Raw genomic sequence first — 15,193 nt, 5'->3', positions numbered from 1 at the left:
CGGCTCCGATGAGGATGGGTGCTCAAACCCTACATGGGCGGTGTCGATATCATTCGTTAAATGCCTATAGGCCTCAGGGGCTGGCATAGTTGATGTGTATCACTGTCTTGAGAAAAGCAGGGGGCCAGCGCTCAGCTAGTCGGCGCTGTGAACGTTTCCGTGATCAATCTTGGACTTCGGAGTTTGGAAGGTGCGTTCCCGGTACTGTTACAACACAGCTTCCGAACGCCAGGCCAGACATTTTCTTAATGCATGGCAATGGGTACGTCATGTGGTTTTGTGGCGGGGACTGACAACCTTGTGTAGTGACAACTCGATAGTCAGTTTGTTACGGATTCGCAAGTTGGACTTGATCACGACCACTTGATTTAGCACTGTACATAGCGGTATCGGCACGCCGAATGAAGGCGTCAAACGATTCCGATGGAACCCACGTTGCAACGCCGAAGCTACAAGTAACCTCTCCTGCCTCGTCAAATGGGAGGGCGCTTATCAGCACTCTAAGCTTTTCTGCCAGCAGGCTCGTATCGTTCGATTCGCTGTCCGGGCAGATCAATGCGAACTCTTCTCCGCCCGTTCGGCACAGCAAATCGGTATTGCGTGTTGCCGTACGTATTCGTGCGCACAACGACTTAAGAACGTTATCACCACACTGATGCCCCCAGCGGTCGTTGATGCATTTGAAGTGATCGACGTCGAACAGGATCAGCGATAGAGGCTTGTCGTGCTCGTCAGCCTCGATGAGCAGGCGCTCCATCAAATCTTCGAAATACCGGCGGTTATAGACACCGGTCAGGTGATCGGTAATGTTCAATAAACGCAAGTCTTGCGTGCGCTCATCAACCAGCGAGAGGGCGCGGGCGCGCTGTGTGATCAGCAAGTACACCATCAAGGTCAGCAGCAGCGTCAATCCTACTCCGAATACTGCAATCAAACTGACGGACAGGACGTTGCTGTTGGCGACCAGAAAAGTTGAGCTGGGCCGAAACTGCATCAGGTAATTCTGGTCGGCCACTTTCAACAGCCGTTGTGCGTACAGCTCTGACGGGGCAGCGGGGGCCTGGCTCTGATAAATGGTTTCCCCTTGATGCTGCGTGTCGATCAGTGAAAGTCTCACGTTCAGCCGTTGCAGACTGGGTGATGGAATGCCTTGTTCCATCAAAGACGCCAGGCGTACGGTGGAGACAACGAAACCCTGCAAACCATCATCTTTAGATGGAACCTTAAGGTAGTCCTGGAATACGGGTGCGACGAAGAAAATCCCGGACTGCCCATTAGTCATTTTCAATGGTTCCGACACGACTATTTGATGTGTTTCTCTCGCCTTGCTCATCAAGACCTGGCGACCCGGGCGAGCCATGACATCCATGCCAGGAACGATCTTCACGTCATCGAGCTTCAATAGGTAGAGCAATATCCAGTGTTCCGGCCTGCTGGAGAGGGGGATTTTTTCGCCGGTGACTGGATTAATTTCATGATATGAAAAATCACTTGTACCGTTGAGGAGCGCCTTCGCGCGAAACGACTGTAGATCCTTCTCAAGAATCCTCGGTACCCAGCTATAGGCTTCGTCCTCTCCAACTAGAGGTGTGACGAATCCCAGAAACTCCTTTTCAGTGACATCGTCGGCATTGATAAAGAAACGCTTCACAACGTCTAGTTTTAAGACCTGCGTATTAAAGCGTCGTTGCAGGCGACTGAATCGTTCGTCGACCTCCAGTTGGAACGCAACGTTGACGGTGCGCTGCTCTGACCCAACGAAAAGAATCAGTACCAAGACCGTGACGGCGACACCAGCTAGGAACACCAGAGCGCAGAGGCTCACATCTGATGCTTTGAATGCGTTCTGACGAGAAGACATCATTTTCTGTTCCTTGCTCATCGCCAAAATCGACGCGCGGTCATCTAGTATTCTTTCGAATTATCGGCACTTCCGACGACATCTTTATAGGCTATGCGACCCGGATACCTATCTACTCAATCTTCAGGTTTGCGTGCGTAGCCAAGCTTCCACTTTTTGCAATCTGCCAATCTCGAGAAGCTTTGACTTTGCTAGATCTAAAACCTCAAGCAGTCGCTGTTTTTCTATTCGGGAGGGAAACCAATCATCAATTTCAACGCTGCAGTGTATGGACTCGCTCAATGCCCATCTCACGATCATGTCCGCTGCAGCCCTTTAGTGATCCGCCATGTATAGACGTCGTCCTTCAACAGCCCAGCCACGGCCAACTAGCTGATCAGTGACGTCTGATGCCCAGGTCGCCAAAGTAGTCGGTGGTGTCAGGATAATGGATGCCTGCCAATGATACGTTGGCCACGCCGGATTCCCGATCAAAATATGAAAGGAAATGCCACCCACCCGTGGTGCTTCCTGGATGTGGGAAATTGATGGCGGCTTTCCCTGTAATGTAGTTTTCGCGGGAGGCGCGTTTGAGGTCAAAATCAAAGAGCGGCTGCATCATGGGAGCTTTTTACGCCGCGCTAGACCCTGCTCGATGTGGCCAGCGCGGGCGAAAATTGTGGCGTCTTCTACACGTAACCCACAATTTCAGGTGTGATTGCTAGACTGCATAGACTCCAGTGATAACCTGTTGATGCCCCCAGTCACCTTACCTGGCACACAAAAAGATTCTGCTCGACGCGACATCGATTGCTTGATTCGAACCGTTAGTTGCGAGCGCGCCACCTCGCAATCCTCAAAGCGCGTCTGACCAATCCATATGCATATCTTTATCCTCTTCATCGTGCAGGTCAGCAGTCAGCACAACTGATGTGAATGTCACCAACATAGAAGGCGTTTATCTTGAGTAGGCTTGGTATCTATTTGTGTGATTGCTGGCCCTTTTTCTACAGTTACCAGCTATTAGTCGAGGATTATTCATGAAAATCGCAATTGTCGGCGCTGGTGCAATGGGAGGGCTTTTTGGTGCGCGCCTAGCGCTGGGTGGGCAAGAGGTCTCCTTTGTTGAAGCCTCTGAAGCCACTATCGCGGCCATCCAGCGCAAGGGCCTGCAGCTCGTGACGCCTTCGGCAACGGAGCGCGTGATGGTGCCTATTGGGCGGGCGAAGGATTTCGCTGGAACCTTCGATCTGGTAGTTATTTTTACTAAGGGCTTTCACACGGATATTGCTATTGAGTCGGTGCGACATCTTGTCGGGCCTACGACCTGGGCGCTATCTGTTCAAAATGGCTTGGGCAACGCCGAGCTGATCTCCAAAGTCGTACCTGCAGAGCGCATTATTGTGGGTATGACCAATCTGCCTGCTGATCTGGTTGAACCAGGTGTCGTCCACAGCCATGGTGATGGCCATATAAATCTTTGGCCATGGAATGGTGAGGATAAGTCGGTAGCACGGGATATCGCAGAGACCTTCCAGCAAGCCGGGTTACCGTGTCGGGCCGACCCAGAGGTTCAAATTGCCATCTGGGAGAAGGTAGCTTTCAACGCTGCCTTGAACTCGGTCTGCGCGATTACACGCCAAACCGTGGGAGGCGTTGGGGATTCTGAGCATGGTAGGAGTTTGACCGCAGGTGTTATCCGAGAAACGGTAGAGGTCGCGAATGCTCTCGGAGTGGATGCTCAAGCCAGTCGGGTAGAGCATGCCGTTAATCACGCCTTTGCCAATCATCATCAGCACAAGCCGTCGATGTTGCAGGATGTCGAGGCAAAGCGAAAAACTGAAATCGACTTCATCAATGGCGCCGTTGTTGAGCGAGCCAACGAGCAAGGGATCGACACCCCTGTGCTTTCATCGCTGCACAGCTTGGTCAAGCTCATTGAGGGCGCGTATCTCTGAATAGTGGTAAATCATCACCTCGAGAAGATCGGAAGGTAAAGCACTGACCCGCCGTGGCGCCATAAATATCGCCATATCAAATCAGGTCACTCCAGGCTCACCTAGAGTGGCTTGAGTTTGTTCGAAGAACCAGCTGAGGCCAGTTGATTGAATGCTTCTGGAGTGCCAGTGAAGGGTGCCTTCAAACGCTGGTACATGGAAAAGTGTGGAAGCCTGAGCTTGATTCGACGCTTGGCACCGAGCTTTTGGAGTACGTCTTCGGCCATTCCATGCCCCGATGTTCTTGTGACTAGGACATGAGGTTCCGCAAGGAAGTTTTCCATCGACAAATCCTCTTGAATCCGAGGGTGACCTGCGTCTAGCAGGCAAACATAGCGTTCGCTCACAAGTCTCTTGGAGGCTAGTCTTGGGCCGCTGATGACCCGGCTACAGATTCAGTCATGCCCCTAATGTCTTTACGATACTCACCGTGAATATTCGACCCATCTAGTAGAGGTACCAACCAATCTGGTACCTGGCAGAGAGTACCTCGGACGGATTTTTTATCTGAACAGGTTCACTATCTCGAGTGCTCTAGCACCTGCCTCTGAACGACTGTTAGCGATAGATACCAGTATTTTTGAGGCGTTTAACAGAACAAACCACCGAATTCAGGCCCGGAAATTGCTCGGAGACTCGCGTGAAAACCGGGAGCATGCCTATGCATATCAATCAAATGGACATGACGAATTCTGAGCTTGGCCTTTTTGCTCAGATCGTCTGGCGACTCCGCACGGGTGGTGCGGGGGATGAAGTTCGTCAGCAGGTGCTCGGTGATGTTACCCAGCTGCTTCGATCTGACTTCGGAGCCTCTTACCTCTGGGATAGCTCAAGGGGGCGATCCACGCGTTGCGCTGCAGTCAATATTGATGCACGTATGCTGCGGCAATACGATGAGCAGATTCACATGCACGATACCGTAACACCGGTGTTAAGAGCCCAGCGGCAAGCTGCTTGTGTGGATGATGTTATCAGTCGGCCTACCTTGGAGCGCAGTGAGCATTACGCCGAGTTCCTCAGACCGTGTGGGATGCACCATGGAGTGAACGTTTTCTTCTTCAACCAGGGACGGGATGTGGGGGATCTACGCATATGGCGCAGCGCTGACCAACCTGCGTTTGGCCCCAGGGAGCTCACTCTGCTGAACGCCCTCACACCGTACTTCCAGCACGCGCTCTCGGTTGAGCTGCCTCTAAATGGTGCCCTGAGTCCGCGAGAGCGTGCTGTTGTCGAGCACGTAGCGGCCGGGCGCAGTGACAAGGAGATCGCGCGCCTCATGTCCATTGGCTTCACAACGGTACGTACCCATCTAAAAAACGCCATGGCCAAGACCAATTCGAGCAATCGAACCGAGCTCGCCATGCGGGTGGGAATACACTAAACCTCCTCATTAATGAGGATGTTTGCCGGATATTTCCATGTGCGTAAATGAATCATCGAGACCTGCAGTGGGGATCGACTGATTCTCAAGGAATATCCGTGAAGACCAGACTCTCCTGCTTAGCGATTGGCCTTTTGGCAGCAAGCGCTGGCGCATCGGCGTCGAACGTACCGAAAGACTTCTACTTGATGAGCGCTGAGCAGATGGCACAAGCCATCTGCGAAAAGAAGGTTTCCAGTGAATCGGTTGTCAGCTATTGGCTGGCCCGTATTGAAACGCATCCTGAGCTTAATGCCTTCATTTCTATAGACCCAAAGAGAGCCTTGGGCGAAGCTCGTGCTGCAGACGCGCGCCTCGCTAAGGGTGAGCAGTGCCTTCCCTTGGGCGGCGTCCCTATAGCAATCAAGGACAACATTCAGGTCGTTGGTTTCACGAACACAGCAGGCACGCCAGCTCTCGCTAATTTCTTTCCGAAAGCCAATGCGCCGATTATCGATAGGCTCCAGGCCGCAGGCGCCATTGTGGTCGGCAAGACCAATATGCATGAGCTCGCGTTTGGCGCTACCGGCTACAACACCGCCTTTCATCTTCCACAGCTGGTCGGTGTGCGCAATGCCTTTGACAACTCTCGCATTGCCGGTGGTTCGTCATCAGGGAGTGCCGCCGCTCTGGGGGCTCGCTTGATTCCAATCGCTATGGGGACAGATACAGGTGGCTCTAGCCGTGAGCCTTGCGCGCTAAATGGCTGTGTTGGTTTTCGCCCAACGGTTGGTCGATATAGCGGTGTAGGCATCACACCTATTTCGACCAGTCGCGATACGGCAGGCCCAATGGCCAATACCGTCGGAGATGTCGTGCTGCTGGATTCGATTCTTAGCGGTGTACCGCCTCTGAAGCCAATACCGGCCCACCAAATTCGACTGGGCATTCCAGATTTCTTCTGGGCAGATCTGGAACCGGAAGTCTCGACACAGGCCAAAGCCGCGGTAGAGAAGCTCCGCAGTTCAGGAGTTGAGGTCGTCTCAGTCAGCATGCCGGGTATCGGTCAATTGGCATCAGCTGTGGCAACGCCAGTCGCGATCATGGAAGCGCGCAAGGCCCTGACTGATTACCTGAAATCACAATCCACCGGAGTGTCATTCGAAACCCTGGCCGCCAAAATTTCGAGTCCCGACGTCCAAGGTATTTTCTCGGCCATGGTCGTGCCTGGTAATGTCCCAGGGGCTGATGGAAAGATGATTCCTGGCGGCCCGGCTTATGCGCAAGCGATCAAGACGGGTGTCCCAGCCTTGCTAGCTCTCTATCAGAAGACATTCGCGGACAACAAGCTCGATGCTCTTCTGTTCCCCACGGTTCCAGAGGTGGCAATCAAGACCGGCCCTGACGCCGGAACGCCTCAAAAATTTGGTCGGATTATTCGAAACACCGACCCGAGCAGCAACGTGAGGATGCCGGGTCTCAGTATTCCCGTAGGTGTTGGGAAAGAGTCCGGACTTCCTATAGGTATGGAGATTGACGGATTGCCTGGAACGGACGACCAACTTCTGGCAATCGGTCGCACGCTTGAGTCGATCTGGGGGCCGGGCCCACTTTCGCCCATCGCACGCTGATCGGCCGTTCTTACCTTAAGCGCAGCTGCACTGGCTGCGCGAATAAAAACCTTTCTCGGATTAAATGAATGAACGCGATCCCACTCGTCGCAGGTACTTCTGCGCGCCGATTTTGTGTAACCGCTGTTGTGGCTTTGGGTAGTATGGCGAGCTCGGCATGGGCCGATTCGGCGCCCACAGACAGTAGTCCAGTCAAGGCGCACCTGATCGTTACCGATCTGATGCTGGAGAACCTTAACACTGGCCCTCGTCCCCATACATTCGCCAACGCTGGCGCAATTTTCGCCGGCGCCGATTTTGACATGTCCAAGCTAATGGGGTTGCCAGGCGGCACGTTCCAGTTTGAATACACATTTTTCCCGTGGATGCGCAATGAAGGTCAGCCAACTGCTGGCGCCTGGCAAGGAGCCACAGGTAGCGCGCTAGGTGGCGCACCTATGCATAACGACATCGACAAGGGATATCTGTCGAAGTTTGAATATCGGCAAATGCTGTTGGACAACCATCTTGAGCTCGATGTTGGCCGTAGCAATGCTAAGCAGCATTTCTACATGATGAACTGCGAAAACTGGGTTACTTGCAACGACCCCATCATTGAAAACACCACCGGAATATTGCCTTACCCATACGGAAGCTGGGGCGGTTACTCGCGTTACTCATTCGACAACGGTCAGTACATACATGCTGGCGCTTTCGAGTCCAATCCTGCCCATTACATCAAACGCACCAAGGGTTGGAACTGGGATCCGGGTGACGCGAGTGGTATCACTTGGTTGGCAGGCGTTGGTGCTCAAAAGAGCTTCGCGCAGACGCCCTTGGCCTATCACTACGAGCTTAATGGTTTTTACAATACCTCCGAACAGACAGACATATTGGATGGCTCGACCCGTCGTGGTAGCAGCGGCTTAATCTACCGCTTTATGCAAACGCTATCTCGCGAAGGCGGTTCCTCTGCCGGAAACCCAGACAAAGCGTGGCAAGTATTCGGCGCGTGGACTTGGAGTACTGACGATCTGCAGCCTTTCGAACACTTCGTGGAAGCAGGTATAACTCGCGTTGGCCCATTCGGGCGCCCTCAGGATTCAGTCAGCTTGAAAGCGAGCTACCTGCGTTTGGGGGACAAGCAAGTTCAATATCAGCACGATCAGCGACTGCTGGCCACCGGTGTTGACCAAGGAATGTCAAAAGGAGAGTCGCGAGTAGAGCTCAATATGGTGTGGCAGGCGACGCCTTATCTAGCACTTCAGCCAAGCGTGCAGTACGTGTTCAACCCCAGCAACTTCTACAATCCACAGGCCGAGGTCAGCAGCGATGGAGCCGTCGTCGGATTGCAGATAGTTTATAACTTGGGCGCTCAACTCGGCCTTTAAGTGCTCGCCTTGGGCGATGATCAGATCTCAGCCGCTCGGGGTCGGACATCGACAGCAGCTTGATCCGTCAGGCCACGCCGGGCTCGCCTAGCGTGGCCTGAATCTGTTCGAAGAACCAGTTAAGCCCCGTTGATTGAGTGCTCCGGGAGTGCCAGTGGAGCGTCACTTCGAAGGACGGTACATCGAAGGGCAGTTCAAGCATTTTAAGCGGCTTGGCCAGTGGCATTTCACAAAAGCTGTCCGCGATCTGGGACGGCAGAATCACCAACAATTCTGTGCCCGGTATTACCTTTGGAAGGACTGAAAAGTGAGGAATCCTGAGCTTGATCCTTCGCTTGACCCCGAGTTTTTGAAGCACGTCTTCGGCCATGCCATGCCCCGATGTCCTTGTGACCAAGACGTGCGGCTCTACGAGAAACTGTTCCATTGTCAGCGCTGAACCAATCCGAGGATGATTCGCGTCCATCAAGCAAACGTATCGCTCGCTCACGAGCTTCTTGAATGCAAGCCCAGATCCGCTGATGACCCGGCTGCAGATGGCCGCGTCGATGTGACCGTCGTTCAACCATGTCCCCACCTGGTCGATCTCTAGCGGAATGATCTCAAGCTCGATATTGGGCGCCAGGATATTTAGCTGACCCATGAGCTTGGGCAGCAACGCCATCTCCCCCAAGTCAGAAAGCGCTAGTCGAAATTGCCTGCTTGAGTGGGCAGGCTCAAACCTTCTTGCCTCAGCCACTGACTCCTCAATACAACGTGCAGCCTGCTTGAAGCCTACGTATAGCTGAGCAGCAAGCCTCGTTGGCTGCATTCCTTGGCTATTGCGTATGAACAACGGGTCGTCGAATTGCTCACGTAGTTTCCCCAGGCTGTAGCTGATTGACGGCTGGGTGACAAACAGCCGCTCGGCGGTAATCGTCAGGCTCTGCGTTTCGTAAAGCGTGACGAAGGTGGTGATCAAATTTAGATCGAAATGAGCCATCCGTAGACCTTTATGAAAATAAGTGGTGTCTATGTAGTAGTCATAAAATATTGATTTGATCGATTTTAATCGAATTTTTACAGTAGGAGCAATCGGACACACCCTGGAATATGACCCAATGAAAACAATTCACTCTGCCGCTTATGCGCTTTTGCGTCGCCATGGCATGACCACCATCTTTGGTAACCCTGGATCCAACGAGCTTCCTTTTCTGAAGGACTTTCCGGAGGATTTCCAGTATGTCCTCGGTCTTCATGAAGGCGCTGTGGTGGGGATGGCGGACGGCTATGCTCTCGCAAGCGGTAAGCCTGCTTTCGTAAACCTCCATGCAGCAGCAGGTACGGGCAATGGCATGGGGGCTCTCACCAATTCGTGGTATTCACACAGCCCGTTGGTGATCACGGCAGGTCAACAGGTGCGTTCGATGATTGGTGTCGAAGCAATGCTGGCCAATGTGGATGCATCACAGCTACCCAAACCACTGGTCAAGTGGAGCTATGAACCTGCAACGGCTCAGGATGTGCCTCGGGCTCTTAGCCAGGCGATCCACATTGCTAATACTTCTCCCAAGGCTCCGGTGTATCTGTCTATTCCATACGACGACTGGGAGAAACCATCTCCGCTCGGTGTGGAGCATCTTCTTGAGAGAGAAGTCCAGACTGCGGGTGCTCCTGATGCGCGGCAGCTGGCAGCTTTGACCAAGCACTTGAATGAGGCCAACAACCCTGTTCTCGTTCTCGGCCCTGATGTGGATGCTACCCGCTCCAACGATTACGCCGTCGCCTTGGCCGATAAACTGAAACTGCCTGTCTGGGTTGCTCCATCGGCATCACGTTGCCCGTTCCCAACTCGCCATCCTAGCTTCCGTGGAGTTTTGCCTGCTGCCATCGCAGGGATCAGCAAGACGCTTGCTGGCCACGACCTGATCATCGTCATCGGCGCGCCGGTTTTCCGCTATCACCAGTTCGCACCAGGCGAGTATCTACCGGCAGGAGCTCGGCTCTTGCACATCACGTCAGATCCTCAGGAAGCAGCTCGCGCTCCTATGGGGGACGCCTTGATCGGCGATATTGCAGAGACTCTACGCGTACTGGCAGAGGGCGTTGAGGAGAAGGCAAAGTCCTATCCAGCATCTCTACCAGCGTTGACAGATGTACAAGATGAACCTCATCACTTGCGCCCGGAAACGCTGTTCGACGTCCTCGACGCGGTCGCTCCGCCAGATGCTATCTACGTCAAGGAATCGACTTCCACCACGACCGCGTTCTGGCAGCGAATGAACATGCGTCACCCTGGTAGCTACTACTTCCCCGCAGCAGGTGGATTGGGCTTCGGTCTGCCAGCAGCGGTGGGCGTTCAACTGGCCCAGCCCGATAGGCGCGTGGTCGCTTTGATTGGCGATGGCTCTGCGAACTACGGAATTACTGCGTTGTGGACGGCTGCGCAGTATCACATCCCAGTCGTGTTCATCATCCTCAAAAATGGCACCTATGGTGCGCTGCGCTGGTTCGCGGGCGTCCTGAATGTTGAGGAAGCGCCTGGTTTGGACGTCCCTGGTTTGGACTTCTGCGCTATCGCAAAAGGGTATGGAGTCAAGGCGGTACATACCGACACTCGCGATAGTTTCGAGGCCGCCCTTCGCGCTGCTCTCGACTCTACCGAACCTACTTTGATCGAGGTGCCCACTGTGACGATCCAGCCTCATTGATGAGTGCCAAGGGCCTTGTGCCTCCTAGTAAGTCCCCGAATAACAAAAACAAGAGACCAAATTATGACTCAAAGAAATGCTACAGAAATTGCGGGCTCAGCTCCGTTGGGCAGGTTCCACTACGGCCTGTTGTTTTGGTGCTCGTTCATCATGCTGTTCGATGGCTATGATCTCGTCATCTACGGATCTGTGGTTCCCCGCTTGATGGAACAGTGGTCTATCCCGCCAGTCCAAGCGGGATGGATGGGGAGTGCAGCTCTATTCGGAATGATGTTCGGCGCAATCGCTATCGGCCCGCTTGCAGACCGAATGGGGCGACGCAAGATCATCCTCGGAGCGATCACTCTCGCGAGCATTAGCGCTTTCGCAAATGCATTCGCCTGGGATGTACCCAGCTTCGCGGCTTTGAGATTTTTTACCGGTGTCGGCCTCGGCGGTGCCATTCCAAACATCGTTGCCCTGATGAGCGACTTGTCCCCCACAACTCGTCGTAGCACTCTGACTACGATCATGCTCAGCTTTTACTCCATCGGTGCAATGATTTCGGCGTTGGTGGCCATGCTGGTGATACCCAAATTTGGATGGGAGGCAACATTCTTCATCGGCGGACTGCCACTGCTTTGCATGCCTTGGATGTACCGTTATCTCCCTGAGTCTTTGCCCTATCTGCTGGCGAAAAATCAACGTGCAGCAGGGGCACTTCTCAAGCGTATCGTTCCCGATATAGATACTGCTTTTGTCCGATTTGAACCAGCTGTACGAACCTCAACATCCACACCTCTTTCCCGACTGTTCAAAGAGGGGAGAGGCGTGGGTACCGTCTTTCTCTGGCTAGGTTTCGGCATGTGCCTTCTGATGGTTTACGGCCTCAATACCTGGTTGCCGAAAATAATGGTCGCAGGGGGCTACCCACTTGGCTCCAGTCTCATGTTTCTGGTGACGTTGAATCTTGGCGCTACGGCGGGCGCTCTTGGGGGGGCTGGCTGGCTGATCGCTGGGGCTGTAAACCTACGTTGATTCTTTTTTTTACATTGGCGGTCGTTTCGCTTTGCATCCTCGGCATCAAGCCGGGCCCGGTAACGCTCAACATAATGTTATTGATTGCCGGTGCTACCACCATCGGAACTCTTGCTGTAATTCATGCCTTTGCCGCTCAGCAGTATCCGAGTGATATCCGTTCCACGGCTGTCAGTTGGTGTTCAGCCATAGGTCGTTTCGGAGGCGTCGCAGGCCCCGCTTTGGGGGGGCTTATGCTCAGCCTGAACTTACCGCTCCAACTGAATTTTATCTTCTGCGCCATACCAGGACTGATCGCGATTTTTGCTATCGCCATGGTCAAGCGGCGATCTGCGCATTCGAATGAGATGGAATCCCAGCCGATTGACGCGCATTCCTGATCTTCAAGTCACACCGTCCAAGGAGACATCACTTGAGCCAAGCCAACCGTATGCCTTACCAAGAAATGCATCTGCTGCCGATTGCAGGAGAGTGGCGTAAGGGCAGCGCCGGGAACGTGCTTAACGTTACTGATCCGTTCACCGGTGACACCCTGTTAGAAATCGTCCAGGCTGATCGCGAAGACCTCAATCAGGCCTATATCTCTGCCGAGAACGCTCAGGCAGCTTGGGCCAATATGGGCCCGGGACAACGGTCGGCGATACTCTTGAAAGCGGTGCAAATCTTCGACGAACGCCGTGAAGAAATTATCGACTGGATCATCAAGGAGTCCGGTAGCACACGAATCAAGGCACAGATCGAGTGGGGGGCGGCTCGCGGCATCACTCAAGAGTCGGCGTCATTTCCTGCTCGTGTTCACGGTCGGATCCTACCTTCCAATGTGCCGGGTAAGGAAAATCGCGTTTATCGTGAACCGCTCGGCGTGGTTGGGGTGATCAGCCCTTGGAACTTCCCGTTTCACCTGACTCAACGTTCTGTCGCGCCGGCACTGGCATTGGGCAATGCTGTCGTGATCAAGCCAGCGAGCGATACTCCGGTCACCGGTGGGTTGCTCGCTGCCAGGATTTTCGAGGAAGCAGGAGTGCCCAAGGGCGTCATCAGTGTATTGGTGGGCTCTGGCGCTCAGATCGGCGATGCATTCGTGGAGCATCCGATCCCCAAATTCATCTCGTTCACAGGCTCGACGCCGGTCGGGCTGAACATTGGGCGCATTGCCAGTGGTGGCAAGTATCTCAAGCATGTGGCACTGGAGCTGGGTGGCAATAGCCCATTCGTGGTGCTGGCTGATGCTGATCTCGATCAAGCGGTCGCAGCGGCTGTCATGGGCAAGTTTTTGCACCAAGGACAGATCTGCATGGCCATCAACCGGATCATCGTGGAAGACGCCCTGTATGACCGGTTCGTAGAACTCTACGCGGAGAAGGTCAGAGCGCTGAAGGTTGGTAATCCCAGTGATGCTGACACGGTGATTGGCCCCATTATCAATCGTAAACAGCTCGAGGGATTGTTGAACAAGGTTTCTCGGGCCAAAGAAGAAGGTGCGAGAACCGTCGTTGAAGGGGAGGTTCGCGGGAATCTACTTCCACCACACGTTTTCGCCGACGTTACCGCTGATATGGAAATTGCGCGAGAAGAGATTTTCGGCCCGCTCGTTGGCATCCAGCGTGCTCGCGATGAGGCCCATGCTTTGCTGCTGGCTAATGACAGTGAATATGGGCTCTCCAGCGCGGTGTTCACCAAAGACCTGGAGCGAGGTGCTCGCTTTGCTCGTCAGATCAAGGCCGGCATGACGCATGTCAACGATATTCCCGTGAATGACGAGGCGCACGCACCATTTGGGGGAGAGAAAAACTCCGGGCTTGGTAGGTTTAATGGTGAGTGGGCGATTGAAGAGTTCACCACTGACCATTGGGTAAGTGTGCAAATGACGCCTCGGTCTTACCCTTTCTAAGTGCTAGTGCACTACTTGCTATATAAAGTTTAGCTTTTCACAAAAATTGTATCCGCTGCCCTTATTTATAAGGGCGGCGGCCTGCTATCGCCTCCAAAAAAAATAAAAAGGTAAATTTATGCAGACTCTCTCCAAGACAAAATGTGGTGTACTTGCTGTCACTTGCTTGTCCTGTGTGCAACCGTTATCTGCTAGAGCGGACTTTCTCGAAGATAGCAAGGTCACATTAGGTCTGCGTAATGCTTATATTGACCGTGACTTCAAACAAAGCGATGCGCCTAAATCTAGGGTCGGCAGTTGGACTCAGGGTTTCGATTTGCGTTTCATCTCTGGGTATACCGAGGGGCCAGTTCAGTTTGGCTTTGATACCAGCGCTCAATGGGCGTATCGATTAGATGGCGGCGGCGGTAGAGGGCCCGATAGTGTCATACCCTACGACGCCAGCCGAGGTGAACAGGTCAGGGAATATGGGCGTTCGAATGCCACGGCAAAAATACGTGTTTCCAAAACAGAGCTAAAGCTCGGTGAGCTACGTCCCACTCTGCCAGTTGCCTATATTGACGATTCGCGCCAGCTCATCACCACTTATCAGGGTGCACTGCTGGAGTCTAAAGAGTGGGAAGGCCTTACTCTCACCGGCGGGCGTATCACTGAAATTGCTGCACGCGAATCGTCCAGTCATGAAAAAATCTATTTGATGAATGGCCCTGACATCAAACGCCGTAGCGATGGGCTGAACTTTGCAGGGGCTACTTACCAGTTCACGCCTGGACTTTCAGGAACCTATTTCTATGGGCAGCTGGAAGACATTTACAAACAGCACTATCTTGGGCTTACAGATGTTTTTGATCTGGGTGGCGGTTACGCGTTGAAAACTGACTTGCGCTATTATCAAAATAGCGAGGATGGAGACGCGCTCTACGGGAAAATTGACAATAAAACCTATGGTGCCATGACTACCCTGAAAAAGGCAGGTCATGCATTCGGGATTGGCTATCAACGTATGCTTGGCGAATCAGCGTTCCCGCTTTTCAATGGATATGCCCCACAACCCTATCTCGTCAACTGGTCAACACTCGGATTCTTCAAGCCCAATGAGAGCTCTTGGCAACTCAGGTATGACTACGATTTTGCTGCTATGGGTGCTCCGGGGCTGAAGCTGATGACTCGCTATATGCGGGGTACCGGAATTGATCGAGGTAGCAATGCCTTGGACAAGAATGTCGAGAGCGAAAGCAACCTGGTGTTGAGCTATGTCATCCAAAGTGGCCTCTTCAAAAACGTCGGCTTTGAGTGGCGTCACATCGAGGTCAAAACCCGCTTCGGTAGCGGCTCATTGTCTGGCCCGGACTACGATGAGAATCGTCTGATCACTACTTATACCTACCAATTTTAGA

General features: G+C 53.3%; 9 protein-coding genes and 2 pseudogenes. 8 read left to right on the top strand and 3 right to left on the bottom strand.

Annotated elements, in window-relative coordinates:
- Positions 1 to 328: 328 nt before the first annotated feature.
- Positions 329 to 1,882 carry a sensor domain-containing diguanylate cyclase gene (locus LOY28_RS14340; protein ID WP_245220332.1) on the bottom strand — a complete coding sequence of 518 codons (1,554 nt, stop codon included), beginning with the start codon at positions 1,880 to 1,882 and terminating at the stop codon, positions 329 to 331.
- A gap of 102 nt (positions 1,883 to 1,984) precedes the next feature.
- A pseudogene (locus LOY28_RS14335) lies at positions 1,985 to 2,462 on the bottom strand (hypothetical protein).
- Positions 2,463 to 2,880: 418 nt separating this feature from the next.
- Here LOY28_RS14335 and LOY28_RS14330 point away from each other — a divergent pair.
- The 4 genes from LOY28_RS14330 to LOY28_RS14315 all read left to right on the top strand — a co-directional run bounded on the left by LOY28_RS14330 (position 2,881) and on the right by LOY28_RS14315 (position 8,198).
- The gene (locus tag LOY28_RS14330; protein WP_018925933.1) at positions 2,881 to 3,798 is read left to right on the top strand and encodes a ketopantoate reductase family protein; all 918 of its coding nucleotides are present in this window, start codon (positions 2,881 to 2,883) and stop codon (positions 3,796 to 3,798) included.
- A 700-nt stretch (positions 3,799 to 4,498) separates the two neighbouring features.
- A complete protein-coding gene (locus LOY28_RS14325; protein ID WP_258614344.1) occupies positions 4,499 to 5,218 on the top strand; it encodes a LuxR C-terminal-related transcriptional regulator in 720 nt (239 codons plus the stop codon).
- A 98-nt stretch (positions 5,219 to 5,316) separates the two neighbouring features.
- Positions 5,317 to 6,828 (top strand): indoleacetamide hydrolase, encoded by a 1,512-nt coding sequence (gene iaaH / locus LOY28_RS14320; RefSeq protein ID WP_258614343.1) that lies wholly within the window; start codon positions 5,317 to 5,319, stop codon positions 6,826 to 6,828.
- Positions 6,829 to 6,896: 68 nt separating this feature from the next.
- Positions 6,897 to 8,198 carry a carbohydrate porin gene (locus LOY28_RS14315; protein WP_258614342.1) on the top strand — a complete coding sequence of 434 codons (1,302 nt, stop codon included), beginning with the start codon at positions 6,897 to 6,899 and terminating at the stop codon, positions 8,196 to 8,198.
- A gap of 67 nt (positions 8,199 to 8,265) precedes the next feature.
- On the opposite strand, the gene LOY28_RS14310 is transcribed toward LOY28_RS14315, so the two are convergent.
- Positions 8,266 to 9,180 (bottom strand): LysR family transcriptional regulator, encoded by a 915-nt coding sequence (locus tag LOY28_RS14310; RefSeq protein ID WP_258614341.1) that lies wholly within the window; start codon positions 9,178 to 9,180, stop codon positions 8,266 to 8,268.
- A 118-nt stretch (positions 9,181 to 9,298) separates the two neighbouring features.
- Here LOY28_RS14310 and mdlC point away from each other — a divergent pair, with 118 nt between their 5' ends.
- From mdlC to LOY28_RS14290, 4 genes and pseudogenes are all read left to right on the top strand, one after another.
- Complete coding sequence (mdlC, locus tag LOY28_RS14305) at positions 9,299 to 10,888, top strand: benzoylformate decarboxylase (protein WP_018925928.1); 1,590 nt, start codon at positions 9,299 to 9,301, stop codon at positions 10,886 to 10,888.
- 63 nt (positions 10,889 to 10,951) lie between these two features.
- Positions 10,952 to 12,285, top strand: a pseudogene (locus tag LOY28_RS14300) (MFS transporter).
- Positions 12,286 to 12,335: 50 nt separating this feature from the next.
- Complete coding sequence (locus tag LOY28_RS14295; protein WP_018925926.1) at positions 12,336 to 13,796, top strand: aldehyde dehydrogenase family protein; 1,461 nt, start codon at positions 12,336 to 12,338, stop codon at positions 13,794 to 13,796.
- Positions 13,797 to 13,914: 118 nt separating this feature from the next.
- The gene (locus LOY28_RS14290) at positions 13,915 to 15,192 is read left to right on the top strand and encodes an OprD family porin (protein ID WP_018925925.1); all 1,278 of its coding nucleotides are present in this window, start codon (positions 13,915 to 13,917) and stop codon (positions 15,190 to 15,192) included.
- Position 15,193 lies beyond the last annotated feature (1 nt).

It is taken from the genome of Pseudomonas sp. B21-017 (assembly GCF_024749245.1).
GTDB lineage: Bacteria > Pseudomonadota > Gammaproteobacteria > Pseudomonadales > Pseudomonadaceae > Aquipseudomonas.
This window is presented reverse-complemented; position numbering and strand designations above follow the sequence as displayed.

Coding starts and splice junctions, on each gene's coding strand:
- LOY28_RS14340 (WP_245220332.1), bottom strand. CDS start 1,882: ATGAGCAAGGAACAGAAAATGATGTCTTCTCGTCAGAACGCATTCAAA.
- LOY28_RS14290 (WP_018925925.1), top strand. CDS start 13,915: ATGCAGACTCTCTCCAAGACAAAATGTGGTGTACTTGCTGTCACTTGC.
- mdlC (WP_018925928.1), top strand. CDS start 9,299: ATGAAAACAATTCACTCTGCCGCTTATGCGCTTTTGCGTCGCCATGGC.
- LOY28_RS14295 (WP_018925926.1), top strand. CDS start 12,336: ATGCCTTACCAAGAAATGCATCTGCTGCCGATTGCAGGAGAGTGGCGT.
- LOY28_RS14330 (WP_018925933.1), top strand. CDS start 2,881: ATGAAAATCGCAATTGTCGGCGCTGGTGCAATGGGAGGGCTTTTTGGT.
- LOY28_RS14315 (WP_258614342.1), top strand. CDS start 6,897: ATGAACGCGATCCCACTCGTCGCAGGTACTTCTGCGCGCCGATTTTGT.
- LOY28_RS14325 (WP_258614344.1), top strand. CDS start 4,499: ATGCATATCAATCAAATGGACATGACGAATTCTGAGCTTGGCCTTTTT.
- LOY28_RS14310 (WP_258614341.1), bottom strand. CDS start 9,180: ATGGCTCATTTCGATCTAAATTTGATCACCACCTTCGTCACGCTTTAC.